This is a genomic window from Mesorhizobium sp. M0145, from assembly GCF_040322355.1.
Lineage (GTDB): Bacteria > Pseudomonadota > Alphaproteobacteria > Rhizobiales > Rhizobiaceae > Mesorhizobium.
This window is the reverse complement of the sequence record NZ_JAMYTK010000018.1, coordinates 55,022-70,383: the sequence shown is the minus strand read 5'-3', so window position 1 is coordinate 70,383 and position 15,362 is coordinate 55,022. Positions and strand designations below refer to the sequence as shown.

The 15,362-nt window shown below is 61.5% G+C and carries 10 protein-coding genes, 1 tRNA gene and 3 pseudogenes; 7 read left to right on the top strand and 7 right to left on the bottom strand.

From position 1 onward, the window contains the following. Positions 1-389: 389 nt before the first annotated feature. A pseudogene (locus NKJ28_RS23370) lies at positions 390-776 on the bottom strand (IS630 family transposase); the annotation flags it as partial. A gap of 527 nt (positions 777-1,303) precedes the next feature. After that, on the bottom strand, positions 1,304-3,493 hold the full coding sequence (locus tag NKJ28_RS23365; RefSeq protein ID WP_352637089.1) for a calcium-binding protein: 2,190 nt from the start codon (positions 3,491-3,493) through the stop codon (positions 1,304-1,306). Positions 3,494-4,195: 702 nt separating this feature from the next. Here NKJ28_RS23365 and NKJ28_RS23360 point away from each other — a divergent pair. Continuing rightward, positions 4,196-5,385, top strand: a pseudogene (locus NKJ28_RS23360) (helix-turn-helix domain-containing protein). A gap of 44 nt (positions 5,386-5,429) precedes the next feature. On the opposite strand, the gene NKJ28_RS23355 reads toward NKJ28_RS23360, so the two are convergent. Beyond that, positions 5,430-5,504, bottom strand: a tRNA-Gln gene (locus NKJ28_RS23355). Positions 5,505-5,626: 122 nt separating this feature from the next. After that, positions 5,627-5,716: pseudogene (locus NKJ28_RS33025) on the bottom strand (VOC family protein); the annotation flags it as partial. A 345-nt stretch (positions 5,717-6,061) separates the two neighbouring features. On the opposite strand from NKJ28_RS33025, the gene ppdK reads away from it, so the two are divergent. The 4 genes from ppdK (at position 6,062) to NKJ28_RS23330 (ending at position 10,856) form a co-directional block, all read left to right on the top strand. Further along, a complete protein-coding gene (ppdK, locus tag NKJ28_RS23345) occupies positions 6,062-8,740 on the top strand; it encodes a pyruvate, phosphate dikinase (protein WP_352637086.1) in 2,679 nt (892 codons plus the stop codon). Between the two features lie 135 nt (positions 8,741-8,875). Beyond that, positions 8,876-9,454, top strand: coding sequence for a glycosyltransferase family 9 protein (locus NKJ28_RS23340; protein WP_352637085.1), 579 nt, complete (start codon positions 8,876-8,878; stop codon positions 9,452-9,454). Further along, positions 9,420-9,905 carry a glycosyltransferase family 9 protein gene (locus tag NKJ28_RS23335; protein WP_352637169.1) on the top strand — a complete coding sequence of 162 codons (486 nt, stop codon included), beginning with the start codon at positions 9,420-9,422 and terminating at the stop codon, positions 9,903-9,905. The genes NKJ28_RS23340 and NKJ28_RS23335 overlap by 35 nt, the downstream gene beginning before the upstream one ends. Positions 9,906-10,118: 213 nt before the next feature. After that, on the top strand, positions 10,119-10,856 hold the full coding sequence (locus NKJ28_RS23330; protein WP_352637083.1) for a polysaccharide deacetylase family protein: 738 nt from the start codon (positions 10,119-10,121) through the stop codon (positions 10,854-10,856). Here the strand turns inward: NKJ28_RS23330 and NKJ28_RS23325 are convergent, their stop codons facing one another. Together NKJ28_RS23325 and NKJ28_RS23320 are read right to left on the bottom strand one after the other, a co-directional pair. Continuing rightward, positions 10,857-11,246 carry a DUF427 domain-containing protein gene (locus tag NKJ28_RS23325; RefSeq protein ID WP_352637082.1) on the bottom strand — a complete coding sequence of 130 codons (390 nt, stop codon included), beginning with the start codon at positions 11,244-11,246 and terminating at the stop codon, positions 10,857-10,859. A 125-nt stretch (positions 11,247-11,371) separates the two neighbouring features. Further along, positions 11,372-11,758 carry a hypothetical protein gene (locus NKJ28_RS23320; protein WP_352570751.1) on the bottom strand — a complete coding sequence of 129 codons (387 nt, stop codon included), beginning with the start codon at positions 11,756-11,758 and terminating at the stop codon, positions 11,372-11,374. A gap of 175 nt (positions 11,759-11,933) precedes the next feature. Here NKJ28_RS23320 and NKJ28_RS23315 point away from each other — a divergent pair, with 175 nt between their 5' ends. Beyond that, positions 11,934-13,562, top strand: coding sequence for a fatty-acid--CoA ligase (locus NKJ28_RS23315; RefSeq protein WP_352637080.1), 1,629 nt, complete (start codon positions 11,934-11,936; stop codon positions 13,560-13,562). 83 nt (positions 13,563-13,645) lie between these two features. Further along, the gene (locus NKJ28_RS23310) at positions 13,646-14,431 is read left to right on the top strand and encodes a DUF1499 domain-containing protein (protein ID WP_352637079.1); all 786 of its coding nucleotides are present in this window, start codon (positions 13,646-13,648) and stop codon (positions 14,429-14,431) included. A gap of 13 nt (positions 14,432-14,444) precedes the next feature. Here the strand turns inward: NKJ28_RS23310 and NKJ28_RS23305 are convergent, their stop codons facing one another. Then, on the bottom strand, positions 14,445-15,353 hold the full coding sequence (locus tag NKJ28_RS23305; protein ID WP_352637078.1) for an MBL fold metallo-hydrolase: 909 nt from the start codon (positions 15,351-15,353) through the stop codon (positions 14,445-14,447). Positions 15,354-15,362: the final 9 nt, after the last annotated feature.

Genomic DNA, 15,362 nt, shown 5'->3' with positions numbered 1-15,362 from the left:
TGGCTGGGACCGTCCTTTTTATGGAAATCGGACCCCGCTACCGCAACGAGCCGCCCGACAGCCTGGCCCAGGCGAAGAACCTCATCGCCTTGAACAGCCTCGCTGAGCGCGGAGCAGAGGAGTAAGGGCCGGGATTGGCTCCTGTGGTCGCGATCAGGCACGCTGGGATGCGGCTGCCGGAAGACCGGCTACACCGTCTCGCTCAGGGCCGAGTGCAAGGCTGGCGATCGGCGGAGAATCTGCTGCAAGCGATCTCAACAACACGCGCCATTACTCTCGCCGGTGTAGCGGGCAAACTCGATGCCGTGTTGCGCAAGGCCAAGCCGGGAGGAATGCCCCGAGTTTCATTGGCCGCAGATCCGTTCGGCGCTCAGTGACTTGGTAGGCATCTAGTTGATTGATTCCAACGTTTGGTGCCCACCTTTGACGGCGGCGATGATGTGGTTGGGATCGGCCTTCCAGAGAAAGGGTCGAGGCGCCTGATTATGTTCCTTGATGAAGCGGTTGATGGCGGCCTGGAGGTCGACGACGGAGTGGAAGACGCCGTGTTTCAGGCGACGGCGCGTCAGCTTGGCGAAGAAGCCTTCGACGGCGTTGAGCCAGGAGCAGGATGTCGGAACGGAGTGAAAGGTCCATCGCCGATGCCCCGGTCAACAGGCGCGGACCGTGGACGGCCTTGTCGGGCGGGAGCTCGGTCTCGATGGCGTTGAGGAGCGGATGAACTCCTGATGGCGGTGGCGCTGCATATTGCGGCCGATGACCGAGCCGTCGAGCATGGTTCCCAAGCCATCCCCGCTCAGGAGGATGATCTTCGCGCCAAACATGCTTCTGAGGCGAACTCCGCGCGGCGGTGATGGCCTCAAGCCGCTTCTTGTCAAAGGTTGTGACGTCGATCTTGATACCCGTGCGCATTCACAAGCTGCGCACGACCAGCGCAAAGGGGAATCCAAAACCGAACTCCTCCGTACGATCGATCCACTAGCAAACAATGCCAGAGCTGCTCCGTCACGGCGAGTTGCGGCCCAAGCTCCGCAGGCGGCGGGCTGGCTGCTGTCTCGTCTGAAAGACGAAGATAGAAGCGAGGTACGAAGACGCATCCACCACTTGCTGTTCAGCAGAAACCCTCAACTTTCAACCAAGCGTGGTCCTCGGGATCGCCGGCGCGACTGGATCGGCTGAGCGGGTGCTCCGATGTAGTTTCCGGGCGTAAACCTCGGCCCGGAATGGGCGCCCAGCTTTGAATCCTTTGCTTGAACAAAGATAGAGCGGCGGACCGGCTCGAAGGTCCGCCGTTCCGGGTCGTTCAGATCACAAGGAACGAACCTGCTGCAAGTGAGAGACCTGGAGAGAGAGTGGCGAACTGGATTTGAGCTGCGCCACCGATCCCGTCGCTGTCGAAAGAGAGCGCCCCGGTTGAGCTGTTGTAGATGATATGGTCGGAGCTGTCATGCGCAGCCGTGCCAGCAAAGAAAGCATCGGATGAAAGGCCACCCAGCTTAAGCCCGGCAAAAACGGCGTCATCGAGGTGGATCTTGTCCTGGAGCTTGTTGAAGTCGGTGACCTTGTCGATATTGCCGGCTCCAAGGGCGCTATTGAACACGAAGGCATCGTTGCCTCCGTTACCGGTCAAGATATCGGCACCGCCGCTACCGTTGATGATGTTCGCGCCGGCATTGCCTTGGATGGTCTGGGCAAAGGCGTTGCCGGTCAGGTTGATTGCCGTGGTGGCGGAGGGATACCTCGTGGCGAGAAGCTCGACCTCCGAGCCGGCCGCAAGCGCATAGCTCACCGTAATGGCTATGTTGTCGCGACCGCCGCCTACCGCCTCGATCACTCTGTCGCCGACATTGTCGACATAGTAGCCGTCGTTGCCGCCATAGCCGACCATCGTGTCGGCACCACCGAGGCCATTGAAGACATTGCTACCGGCATTGCCTTGGATGGTCTGGGCGAACTCGTTGCCGTTGAGGTGGACCGGCGCCGTGCCGGACGGATTGCTGGTGGCGAGAAGCTCGATCTGCGAGCCGGTGGTAAGCGCATGGCTCATCGAAGTGATCACCTTGTCGGTGCCGCCGCCTACCGCCTCGATCGCTTTGTCGCCAGCATTGTCGACATGATAGGTGTCGTTGCCGCCATAGCCGATCATGGTGTCCGCGCCGCGTCCGCCGTTGATGACATTGGCGCCGGCATTGCCCTGGACGGTCTGGGCGAACTCGTTGCCCGTCAGATTGATCGCCGTCGTGCCGGACGGGTTCGTGGTGGCGAGGAGCTCAATCTGCGAGCCGGCCGAAAGGACATAGCTCACCGAGGCGAGCACCTTGTCGGAGCCGCCGCCAGCGACCTCGACCACTTTGTCGGCAGCATTGTCGACATAATAGGTGTCGTTGCCGCCATAGCCGGTCATGGTGTCGGCGCCACCGCCGCCATTGATAACGTTCGCGCCGGCATTGCCCTGGAGGGTCTGGGCGAACTCATTGCCGGTGAGGTTGATTGCCGCCGTGCCTGATGCATTGTTGGTGGCGAGAAGCTCGATCTCGGAGCCGGCCGCAAGGGCATGACTTACGGAGGCAAGTGCTTTGTCTGTACCGCCACCCGCCGCCTCAATCTCCTTATCGCGGATGTCATCGACATAATAGGTGTCATTGCCGCCATAGCCGATCATCGTGTGGCCGCCGGCCCCGTGAAACACATCGTCGCCGCTGGTGCCATACAAGGTGTCGCTTGTGTCGACGGGAGGCGGAGTGGTCCCCGTCGTTGCAAGGTTGTGTTCCCGGAAAACGGCCTGCAGTTCCGAAGAGCTCTCCAACGCTGTGTCGCCTCGCTGCGAACCCCAGGCGTATGCGTAGTCGAAGGCGGGTGACGGAACCAGCTTGGCCCAGTGCTCCATCATGGTTTCCATCTGGGCGGCGGTGGGCACCACATATTTGCCACCCATGTCGGTGTTATACTCGCCACCTCCAAACGCCTGGTAGCCCGGAACGATCTGGCTCGTCGGGATGCCCGATGCCTGAGCGGCGGCGACGAATTTATCGATCATGTTGTAGTCGACCGGGCCATCCGTGCGGACGGGATAGACATCTATGCCGTAGTAATCGATACCCGTATTGGCGGGATTGTACGTGCCCCTAAAATCCGGATTCGCCGACGTCCCCAAGCTCATCATTGTGATGTAGGTCTTGGCGCCTGGAAAATGCTCATGGATCCAGTCGGATTCAGCCTTCAGATTCGCGGCGGAAGCGTAGGTGCCCCATTGGCCGGTGGGATCCGGCTCGTCAACCAGGAAGAACCCAAATACATTCGGGTTGCCGAGGAAAGGAGTAACCTTGTCGATAAAGGATTGGGTTACGCCGTTGGCCTCGTCAAGGTACACCAAGCCTTTCATGCCCTCTGGCAGCTCGTTGACCTGGTCAACGTATTGCACGCTAGCCAGATTGAATCCGGCTTGTGCAATGTCCGTGCCGGATCCGCCCGACGTGTAATGGAGAGTCGCCATCCATAATCCCTCATTTTGATTCGATAGCGCCCCGCGGATGCCTGCCTACTAGAAAGTGTATATTAGCGCCAAATCACATACCTGCACGCCCTGATAGAATGATTGATCGGCGGCAGGATTCTCACGTTGCGGCGAAAAATATACTTACGGATAGTCGCCATTGTGCGATAAAAGCAAATTTCTCTTCAGAGATGCCCACGTTGTTTTCCAAGAGATGATTGTTGATATTTCTACTTATATTCTACTTGTTGCTGACAGAACAAGATGATCGCTGCTGTTTAAAACATAAGTTGAATTTTATTAAAATTAGTTTGATGATTGCGCCGGTTGCTACTAGAGAGGCGTTGGAGGCGATCACTTATCTGAAGAAAAGCGAAAAAAAAATCCAATTTTTGGATTACAAAGTCTAAAACTATAAGATCAAACGCCAAGCCGTGGCAGAAAAACTGCTTTTCTCCACAAGATGCATTTGACTGCCGGCCAATTGAGCCGACATTAAACTAAGATGCCAGCCGGATCGCGCTCTCTGCCGGCGACACCAATTTGTTGTGGACAGATACCGCAGATACCAGTCTGCGACCAAGGTGTCTGCAACTGAGATTACGACTCGGGAGATCGTCAGAATCTGCGCGGCCTGAGACATAGGTGACGTTTTGTACCGGACACATGGGTAACACTTTTGGCTTTTGGCCGGAGGTGTTGATGCCGTGGAGAGAGTGTTCGGTGATGGAGGAACGTCTACGTTTCGTTGCCCGCCTTCTCGAGGGAGAAGGCATGAGCGATGTGTGCCGGGATTTCGGGATTTCGCGCAAGACTGGCTACAAGATCTTCAACCGCTATAGGGAGGAAGGGCTGGAGGCGCTTTGCGACCGCTCGCGGCGGCCGGTGAGGTACGCCAACCAGTTGCCCGAGCAGATCGAGCGGCTGATCGTCGAGACCAAGCGCGAGAAGCCGCATTGGGGCGCTCGCAAGATCAGGGAGTTGCTGGTCAGGAAGCTCGCCGGTGATGTGCGTATCCCGGCCAAAAGCACCGTGCATGCCGTGCTCGACCGTCACGGCCTTGTGAGCCAGGCCCGCAAGAGGAACCCGGCGAACAAGGCCGTGGGCACGCCGCTGTCGCAAGCCGCCGCCCCTAACGATCTGTGGTGCACCGACTTCAAGGGGGAGTTCAGGCTCGGCAACGGTAGCTACTGTTACCCCCTGACGGTCACCGACCAGACCTCGCGCTATGTGCTCGCCTGCGAAGCGCTCGAATCGACAAAGGAGACGCCGGTCATCGAGGCCTTCGTGCGGCTGTTCAGGGAGCGCGGCCTGCCCGCCGCCATCCGCTCCGACAACGGGCTCCCCTTCGCTTCGCCTAACGGCCTCTACAATCTCTCGCGCCTGTCGGTGTTCTGGCTCAGGCTCGGCATCGTCATCGAGCGCATCCAGCGGGCAGGCCGCAGCAGAACGGCCGCCACGAGCGCATGCATCTGACCTTAAAGAAAGAGACGACCAGGCCGCCCGGCATGAACATTCTCCAGCAGCAGGCGAGGTTCGACGCTTTCATCAGCGAATTCAACGAGGAAAGGCCACACGAGGCGCTCGCCATGCGCACCCCGGCCGAGCTCTACACGCCGTCCTCAAGAACCTATGACGGCCTGCCGGAACTGGAATACCCCTTCCACGACCGCGACATCCTGGTTACCGCTTGCGGCCGCATCTGCATGCACAGGAAGAAGATCAACGTCTCGACCGTGCTCGCCGGTCAGAGGCTGGGAATCAAGGAGGTCGACGACGGCATTTGGCTCGTCAGCTTCATGCATTACGATCTCGGTTATACCGACTTGGAACAGAGGACCTTGCAGACCATCGACAACCCGTTCGGCACGAGGTTGTCACCCATGTCTTAAGTACAATCTGTTACCTATGTCTCCGGGTTGGACAATCGGAGAACTGGCTGGGGCGCCAGGATTCGAACCTGGGAATGTCGGTACCAAAAACCGATGCCTTACCACTTGGCGACGCCCCAACAGCCGGAGCGTGCCCGCTGTGCGCGCGGCCTTATAGGACGAGCCGGAAGAAAGCTCAATGCCGACATATCGACTATGCGCGACCGGTTCACCAGTTTTGCAATCGTCATTTTGAACGGACCTATTCACCCCACACCGCCATTTCATTGCCGGCCGGATCGACGAAATGGAACCGCCTGCCGCCGGGGAATGAAAAGATCGGCTTGACGATGTGCCGCCGGCATTCTCCGACGGCGCTCAAAGGCTGAATAGTCGGCCCGTAATCGGTGAACGACCACGAGAAGGCCGCGCTGTACACAGCCTTCACGCTGTCCAGCGTTCCGCCCGTCGCTGGCATTTCCAGATAATCGAGTTTTCCGGTCTGTCTTCTGGCTCGGCCTCTTGTTCTTGTCATGTTCTGCGGCGAAAGCGCTTGAAAAGCGAGTCTTTCGGCACGGCTCTTTTCTTAATCGATTGTAGAGGCTGGGCGGCTTGGTCGATGCCTTGCCTTTCGCACTGCAGCATCATATCGCTCGATTTGTCAGTATTTCCAATCTCCTGCAACCGGGGAGCAAGCATGACCAAATGGGTCTACACCTTTGGCGATGGAGCGGCGGAAGGCCGTGCCGGCGACCGCAATCTGCTCGGCGGCAAGGGCGCCAATCTTGCCGAAATGTGCAGCCTGGGCCTGCCGGTGCCACCAGGATTCACTATCACCACCGAGGTCTGCAACGCCTATTACGCCAACGGCCACGCGTATCCGGCCTCGCTGGAAGCGGATGTTGCGGTCGCCCTCGACCATATCGGCCGGCTGACCGGGCGCCGTTTCGGGGATCCGTCGAAACTGCTTTTGGTGTCGGTGCGCTCCGGTGCCCGCGCTTCCATGCCCGGCATGATGGACACCGTGCTCAATCTCGGCCTCAACGACGAGACGGTCGAAGCCCTGGCCGCCGATTCAGGCGACGCGCGTTTTGCCTATGACAGCTATCGCCGTTTCATCCAGATGTATTCCGATGTCGTCATGGGCCTCGACCATGAGGTGTTCGAGGAAATTCTCGAAGACCAGAAGGGCGGCCTCGGCCATGAGCTCGACACCGAGCTTACAGCCATCGAATGGCAAGGCGTAATCGCGCTCTACAAGGCCAAGGTCGAGGAGGAGCTCGGCAAGCCCTTTCCGCAGGATCCGAACGAGCAGCTGTGGGGCGCCATCGGTGCGGTGTTTTCCAGCTGGATGAACAACCGCGCGATCACCTATCGGCGCCTGCACGACATTCCCGAAAGCTGGGGCACGGCGGTCAATGTACAGGCCATGGTCTTCGGCAACATGGGCGACACCTCGGCCACCGGCGTCGCCTTCACCCGCAATCCGTCGACCGGCGAAAAGCAGCTCTATGGCGAGTTCCTGGTCAACGCCCAGGGCGAGGATGTCGTTGCCGGCATCCGCACGCCGCAGAACATCACCGAGGCGGCGCGCATTGCCGCCGGCTCCGACAAGCCGTCGCTGCAGAAGCTGATGCCGGACGCCTTCCAGGCTTTCGTCAGCATCTCCGACCGCCTGGAAAAACATTACCGCGACATGCAGGATCTCGAATTCACCATTGAACGCGGCAAATTGTGGATGCTGCAGACCAGGTCAGGCAAGCGCACCGCCAAGGCAGCGCTGAAGATTGCCGTCGACATGGCCAGGGACGGGCTGATCTCGAAGCAGGAGGCCGTCGCCCGCATCGATCCGGCCTCGCTCGACCAGTTGCTGCATCCCACGATCGATCCGAAGGCGGCGCGCGATATCATCGGCGTCGGCCTGCCGGCATCGCCAGGTGCTGCCACCGGCGAAATCGTGTTTTCCTCGAACGACGCCGAGGAGGCCAAGACACAAGGCCGAAAGGCGATCCTGGTGCGCATCGAGACCAGCCCCGAAGACATCCATGGCATGCATGCGGCCGAAGGCATCCTGACGACGCGCGGCGGCATGACCAGCCACGCCGCTGTTGTGGCGCGCGGCATGGGTAAGCCTTGCGTTTCGGGCGCAGGCTCGCTGCGCGTCGACTACAAGGCCGGCACGCTGATGGCGATGGGATCGACGTTCCGCAAGGGCGATATCATCACCATCGACGGCGGCAACGGCCAGGTGCTGAAAGGCGCTGTACCGATGCTGCAGCCGGAACTCTCGGGCGATTTCGCCGCCATCATGGAGTGGGCCGACGGCGCGCGCCGCATGAAGGTGCGCACCAACGCCGAAACGCCGCTCGATGCGCGCATGGCGCGCTCCTTCGGCGCCGAGGGCATCGGGCTTTGCCGCACCGAGCACATGTTCTTCGACGGCGACCGCATCGTTGCCATGCGCGAGATGATCCTGGCCGATACCGAAAAGGACCGCCGAACGGCGCTGGCCAAGCTGTTGCCGATGCAGCGCTCCGATTTCCTCGAGCTGTTCGAGATCATGGCCGGCCTACCAGTAACGATCCGCCTGCTCGATCCGCCGCTGCACGAATTCCTGCCCAAAACGGAGGAGGAGGTGGCCGAGGTCGCCGCCGCCATGAATGTGTCGCCGGACAAGCTCCGGCGGCGCACCGAAGCGCTGCACGAGTTCAATCCGATGCTCGGCCATCGCGGCTGCCGGCTTGCCGTCTCCTATCCCGAAATCGCCGAGATGCAGGCACGAGCCATTTTCGAGGCGGCCGTGGAGGCCGGCAGGAAGGCCGGCGCGCTGGTGGTCCCCGAAATCATGGTGCCGCTGGTCGGGCTGGTGAAGGAGCTCGACTTCGTCAAGGCACGCATCGATGCGGTCGCCAAAAGCGTGATGGAGGAGACCGGTGTCAGGATCGACTATCTGACTGGCACGATGATCGAACTGCCGCGTGCCGCGATCCGTGCCCAAATCATCGCCGAGGCGGCCGAATTCTTCTCTTTCGGCACCAACGATCTGACCCAGACCACCTTTGGCATCTCACGCGACGATGCCGCCTCGTTCCTCGAGACCTACCGGAAAAAAGGCATCATCGAGCAGGATCCGTTCGTGTCGCTCGACATAGAGGGTGTCGGCGAGCTGGTGCGGATGGCGGCCGAAAAGGGCAGGGCGACGCGGCCCGACATCAAGCTCGGCATTTGCGGCGAGCATGGCGGCGACCCGGCCTCAATCCATTTTTGCGAGAAGGTCGGCCTCGACTATGTCTCGTGCTCGCCATACCGGGTGCCGATCGCCAGGCTGGCCGCCGCGCAAGCGGCGGTGCAGGCTGCAAAGAACGGCCGCGGATAGGAGTTGGAGTCCACCGGCACCTGACCTTACCGATTTGTAACCGAATTCACGCGAACGTGCGCGTCACGGCTCCAAATCCCGACATCGTTTCTGCCCAGTTTCCGGCTCCCGAACCCGCCCCGGTGCAAGAAACAGATGTTGCAGAACCCGCCCGCGCACGTCCGTTCGATTCTCATCCTCCAGACGAAATTCATCGGCGATCTTGTCCTCGCTTCCGCGCTCGCCAGAAACCTGCGCCTCCAATATCCAAAGGCCAGGATAGTGTTCCTTTGCGAGGCGAACTTTGCCAGTTTCCTGTTGGCTCATGGCATCGCCTCGGACGTGGTGGCGTTCCGGCGCGTACGGATGCGTGGCACCCCTGTGCAGCGTGGTCGCGAGCTTTACGCGATGGTGCGCGCTCTGCGCCGGTTCCGGTTTGACCTGACCATCGACCTGGCCGATTCCAAAACCTCACGCATCATCGTCAGGCTCGTCAACGCCAAGACCCGCGTCGGATATGATCCTCCCGAAAAACCGTTGCGCTGGCTGGAACGCCAGCCCGCCAACGTCCTAGCCAAGCCGTTTGGCTTTGGTGGCCAGCATTATCTCTACCGCTATCTTTCGCCCTTGAGGCGCTTGGCGTGGAGTTGCGTGCGCCGGTCCCAACGATTGAGCCGCTGCCGCTGCAGACCGCCAGGGCATCGCGCTTCTCGACCGGCATCATCTCCGGCGTAACGCCTTCATAGCCGTTCATGCAGGAGCGAGCTTCCGGGGGCGGCAATGGCAGCCGGAACGTTTTGCGCTGGCGATCGACGAGATCTCGCGGCAGACTGGGTTGGACTTCCTGCTTGTCGGCGGCCCCGATGAACGGGCATCTGCCGAGCGCATCATCGCCAAGGCCGCTTCGCCGGTCGTCAACGTGGTCGGGGCGCTGTCGCTGGCAACCCTGCTGGCGGTCCTCGGCCAGGCACGCCTGTTCCTGGGGAACGAGAGTGGCCCGATGCACATGGCCGCCGCCCGCGGGAACGCCGGTTGTCGGCCTGTTCGGCCTGACCGACCCGGCCGTCTGGAGGCCTGTCGGCGTGGCCAGTGTTACGCCGCGGCCCTCCATGCCTTGCGAGTGCATAGCCAGGGACCTGTGCCGCCGATCCGATCCGAGCAAGGCTTGCTGCGTCTGGCGACTTGAAGTCAAAGCGATGGTCGACGCGGTGCTCGCGATTCTTTCACGTAAGGTTAAGGACGTGGAGCACGCATTGTGACCTCGCGCTTGCCAAAGGTCAGGCCGGCGATCAAATTGCCCCTGCCGACGCTTTTGCAGGCGCATCGTCCCGATTTCCGCCTTGATGGCGGTCTTGGGGTCGCCGCTTCAACTTTGATCCGGCCGACCTGGAAATAATCGATGCGCCCGTTCCAAAAGTATTTTTGCGCCATCGCGATATCGCTGTGGGCTGTTTCTCCTGGCAACGCCCAGTTGCTCGTCGCACCGACGCTGCACATCAAGGCCGAGGCGGGCGGCGGCCGCGTCGCGCTGACGCTCGATGCGTGCGGCGGAAGGACCGACCCACGGATTGTCTCGGCGCTGGTGGAAAACAAGATTCCTGCCACCATTTTCGTCACCGGCATCTGGCTGAAGCACAACGCCGCCGCCGTCGAGCTCATGCGGGCGCATCCCGAACTGTTTGAATTGGAAAACCATGGCGGCCGCCATGTCCCGGCTGTCGACACGCCGCAAAAGATCTACGGCATTCGCAGTGCCGGCAGCCCGGAGGCCGTGCTGGCCGAGGTCGAATCGGGTGCTGCCGCTCTTGCCGTGACCGGCGAACCGGCGCCGAAATGGTTTCGGGGCGCGACCGCCGAATACAGCCCGTCGGCAATCGCGATGATACGCAAGCTTGGCTTCAAGATCGCCGGATTCTCAATCAACGGCGACGGCGGCTCATTGCTCGGCGCAAAAGAGACCGCCCGGCGCATTGCCGCGGCGAAGGACGGCGACGTCATCATCGCTCACATCAATCAGCCGACCCATGCGGCCGGCGAAGGCGTGGTGCAGGGACTTCTGGCGCTGAAGGCCAAGGGCCTCACCTTCGTGCGTCTCGACGATGCCGACGGCGTCGGCGATCAAGGCACCACCGACTGATCAGTCGGGCGTCGCCTCGATGGTCACCTTGTTCGGATAGAACGCGCCGTGATCGCGGATATCGGCCATCTCGTCGAACGGCCGCTCATAGGCCCACATCGCATCCTTGCCTGCATCGCCGGCGGGCAGCACGCTCCAATAGCTGGCATCGCCCTTATAGGGGCAATGGGTCGAGTGTTCGGTCTTGCCAAGCTGTTTGAAGTCGATGTCGCCGAACGGAATGTAGAAAACCGGGGGGTAGGGCGATTCGGTCAGCACTTTGACCTTGTTGGACGAAGCGATGACGACATCGCCGGCGCGCACCGTCATGGTGCCCTTGTAAGGCTCGATGGTGATGATCTTGCCGGGATTGCGCTGAAAGCCGGGTGCCGGGTTTGCGATCTGGTCCATGTCGAATCTCCTTGCCTCAACCCCAAGATGTGTCTGGCAAGAGCCTTGCGCAAGACCTGCCTGCCACCAGGCGGGCGTCGCCCGCGGGGAGAAGTCTCGCCTCTTTCTTCCGCTTCGCCGAAAACTCAGGCGGCGGCCTGGAATGCGTCCATCAGCCCGGCATAGGCGGCGGCAATGCCGGCCACCGGATTGGTGCTTTTCGAGGTGGTCTCGACCTTCAGCGCACCACCGCTGGTCGGCAAGGTGAGCAGCAGGAACTGGCGATTGCCGCCGTCGCCGACGCAGGCGGCAGCGACGTGCTGACTTTCGCCCTCGTTCTCGACGCACATCTTGAACAAGAGCGTGCCGCCGACCGCCTCGAGGGCGCCACCGACGACCTCGACGAATTCATCTTCGGAAACGGCTTTGGCGTCAGGCACCAGATCGGCCTGCGCGACGTCGGCCGCCACCAGATCGGCCAGACTTTCGGCAAGGGTATTTTCGAGGGCTTTGTCGTCGAGCTGCGCGTCCATGCGAACCTCTTTCATTCGCCAATCGCGCCCCGCCGTTGATCAACGTTAACGCCGAGCATGGCCGGATTGTGGCGAATTCGGCCTCAATTGGCTCCATGCCCCGCTCCAGCCCGATCCTGGCTGGACAATCCGCCGGTTCGTCCCACAATGGCGAAAAAACAACGGGAGGAACAAGATGCTCGGGCTGATGCAGGAATGGCCGCTGCTTTGCCATAAGCTGATCGACAATGCCGAGAGGCAGCACGGCAGCCGCGAAATCGTGTCGCGTTCGATCGAGGGGCCGATCGTGCGCAGCACATATGCCGAAATCCATGATCGTGCCCTGAAGGTCGCCGAGCGGCTCGAGCGTGACGGTTTCGGGCTTGGCGACCGCATCGCGACCCTGGCCTGGAACACCGCGCGCCACATCGAGGCCTGGTACGGCATCATGGGTGTCGGCGCCATCTATCACACGCTCAACCCGCGGCTCTTTCCCGAGCAGATCACCTGGATCATGAACAATGCCGGGGACAAGGCGATCTTCGTCGACCTGACCTTCCTGCCGCTGCTCGAAAAGATCGCCGGCGCGGTCAAGTCGCTGAAGCAGGTTATCGTGCTGACCGACAACGCGCATATGCCGGAGACTGCGCTGCCCAATGTGGTTGCGTACGAAGAATGGCTTGCAGAAGCCGACGGCAAGTTCGCCTGGAAGACATACGACGAAAACACCGCCGCCGGTATGTGCTACACCTCGGGCACGACGGGCGACCCGAAAGGCGTCCTCTACAGCCATCGTTCGAACGTGCTGCACGCAATGATCGCCGCCATGCCCGACGCCATGGGCCTGTCATCGCGCGATACCATATTGCCGGTCGTGCCGATGTTCCACGCCAATGCCTGGGGCCTTGCCCAGAGCGCCCCGATGGTCGGCGCCAAGCTGGTCATGCCCGGCTGCAAAATGGATGGCGCTTCGCTCTACGAGCTGCTCGACACCGAGCAGGTGACCTTCAGCGCCGCCGTGCCGACGGTGTGGATGATGCTCCTCCAGTATCTGGAAGAGACCGGCAAGAAACTGCCCTATCTGCAGAAAGTCGTCATCGGCGGCTCGTCCTGTCCACGCGCGCTCACGACGAAGTTCCAGGACAGTTACGATGTCCAAGTCGTCCACGCCTGGGGCATGACCGAGATGTCGCCGCTCGGCACGCTGTGCACCCTGAAGCCGGATTACGCCGGGCTGAAGGGCGAGGCCCGCCTCGGCGTCCAGCAGAAACAAGGCTTTACACCGTTCGGCATCGAAATGAAGGTGACGGACGACGCCGGCAACGAACTGCCATGGGACGGCAAGACCTTCGGCCGGCTCAAGGTCCGCGGGCCGGCCATCGCGCGCGCCTATTATGGCGGCATCGGATCCGAACAGTTCGATCAAGACGGCTGGTTCGATACCGGTGACGTCGCGCATATCGACCCCGGAGGCTATATGCAGATCACCGACCGCGCCAAGGACGTGATCAAGTCGGGCGGCGAATGGATCTCGACCATCGAGCTCGAGAACCTCGCGGTCGGCCATCCCGATGTGGCGGAGGCCGCCGCCATCGGCATTCCGCATTCGAAATGGGGCGAGCGGCCTTTGCTCGTGGTGGTGCGCAAGCCGGGCAGGGAGCCGACCAAGACGGATATTCTCGCTTTCATGGACGGCAAGGTGGCGAAGTGGTGGATGCCGGACGACGTCGCTTTTGTCGGCGAAATCCCACACACCGCTGCCGGCAAGATCCAGAAGATTACCTTGCGCCAGCAGTTCCGGGATTATCACCTGCCGACGGATTGACCGCAGATGCGGCGTCTTTGCGTCTTCAAGCCGCCGCTGAAAGGCACTATGCCTTTGTTCGGGTTGGGGCAGCGCGGAAAACAATGACGGGAATTCCCGAGCGACAAACGTCGAGGGCTGCCGGTTGGTCGCGGCGCGCCGGCGCGTTTTCGGCGGTCCTGCTGCTGACGGTTCTTATCGGCCACCGATATGACCTCGTCGAGACGCCGGCATTCCTGTGGGTGCTTGGTATTGTCGCGTTGCTGGCCGCGGTTGCGCTTTTGTTTGCCGGGTTTGCCTTTGCGCGACTGTGGAATTTCGGCGATCGCGGCGGCCATGACCTGACCGCCGGCGCCTTGCTGGCGATTCTGGTGCTCATGCCTTACGCTGTCGCGGCCTATTGGGCGGCGACCTATCCGCCCGTGCGCGACATCTCGACTGATTTTGACGACCCGCCGGCGCTCGATATTTCTACCCGGACAAAGGACATGAACGAGCTTTTGCCGCCGTCGCCCGGCGAGCAGCGCCTGCAAATCGAAGCTTATCCGCTTGTTACCGGACGCAGCTACACCTTGCCTTTCGATCGCGTTCTGGAGGCGGTCAAAACCGTGCTCGATCGGCGCGGCTGGCAGCTCACGGCGCCATTTCCCGACGCAGCAGGGCAAAGCGACGTGACGGTCGATGCGCTGGCTAAGAGCTTGCTGCTTGGCCTTCCCGCCGATGTCGCCATCCGCGTGACCGATGACGGCGATGCGGTCATCGTCGATATGCGCTCGGCCTCGCGTTACGGCCGCTACGACCTTGGCGACAATGCAGCGCGCATCACCGACTTCCTTGCCGAACTCGACCAGGAAGTCGCCGGCCAGGTGGGCGTGGCGCCGGCGGAATGATATCGGAAGGGTACTACTTTGCCGGCGAATAGATGCCGTCGATAGCCGGCGCGCCATCGGTGTGAACCAGGCCGCGCGCCACCAGGTCTTCCAGGTGGGCAAGCACCGACAGGCCGGCCGCGCCATGCAGGCGCGGGTCGGTGTCCCGATAGATTACCTCCACCATGTCCTTGATTGTCCGGTCGCCGCTGTTGATCCGCTCCAGAATTGCCCGTTCGCGCATTTTGCGATGCGTTTTCAATCCGCGCATGAAGCTGCGCGGCTCGGTCACCGGCCCGCCATGACCGGGCAGCAGCAGCCGGTCGTCACGTTCGATCAGCCGATCGAGCGATGTCATGTAGTCGGCCATCGCGCCATCCGGCGGCGCGACGATCGTGGTTGCCCACGCCATGACGTGATCGGCCGAGAAAAGGATGCCGGTTCCCTCCAGCGCGAAGGCCGCGTGATTGGCGGTATGGCCGGGCGTCAGCACCGTCCGGATCGCCCAGCCGTCGCCGTCGATCACCATATCGTCCGGCAGCGCGATATCAGGAACAAAGTCGGCGTCGGCGCTGGCATCGAGCGGATTGACCTCGCCGGTGCGCAACGGCCGCGCCGGGCGATGCCGGCCCTCCGCCAGAACCACCGCACCCGTATGCTGCTTCAGCCGCGCCGCCAGCGGCGAATGGTCGCGATGCGTGTGGCTGACGAAGATATGGCTGACCGGCCTGGTCCCGATCGCTTCGAGCAGTGTTCGAAGATGTGCCTCGTCATCCGGTCCGGGATCGATCACCGCCAGCGTCTCGCGCCCGACGATATAGCTGTTGGTTCCGTGAAAGGTGAACGGGCTTGGGTTCCTGGCGGTGACGCGTTGAATACCAGGCGCAACGGCTACGCCCTGGCCGTAGGCCGGATCGAAGCGTGTATCGAATTTCAGCGCCATGCGAACGTC

Bases quoted from the DNA above. Each gene is read 5' to 3' on its own strand.
- NKJ28_RS23365 (WP_352637089.1), bottom strand. From the start codon at position 3,493: ATGGCGACTCTCCATTACACGTCGGGCGGATCCGGCACGGACATTGCA.
- ppdK (WP_352637086.1), top strand. From the start codon at position 6,062: ATGACCAAATGGGTCTACACCTTTGGCGATGGAGCGGCGGAAGGCCGT.
- NKJ28_RS23340 (WP_352637085.1), top strand. From the start codon at position 8,876: ATGTTGCAGAACCCGCCCGCGCACGTCCGTTCGATTCTCATCCTCCAG.
- NKJ28_RS23330 (WP_352637083.1), top strand. From the start codon at position 10,119: ATGCGCCCGTTCCAAAAGTATTTTTGCGCCATCGCGATATCGCTGTGG.
- NKJ28_RS23325 (WP_352637082.1), bottom strand. From the start codon at position 11,246: ATGGACCAGATCGCAAACCCGGCACCCGGCTTTCAGCGCAATCCCGGC.
- NKJ28_RS23320 (WP_352570751.1), bottom strand. From the start codon at position 11,758: ATGGACGCGCAGCTCGACGACAAAGCCCTCGAAAATACCCTTGCCGAA.
- NKJ28_RS23315 (WP_352637080.1), top strand. From the start codon at position 11,934: ATGCTCGGGCTGATGCAGGAATGGCCGCTGCTTTGCCATAAGCTGATC.
- NKJ28_RS23310 (WP_352637079.1), top strand. From the start codon at position 13,646: ATGACGGGAATTCCCGAGCGACAAACGTCGAGGGCTGCCGGTTGGTCG.
- NKJ28_RS23305 (WP_352637078.1), bottom strand. From the start codon at position 15,353: ATGGCGCTGAAATTCGATACACGCTTCGATCCGGCCTACGGCCAGGGC.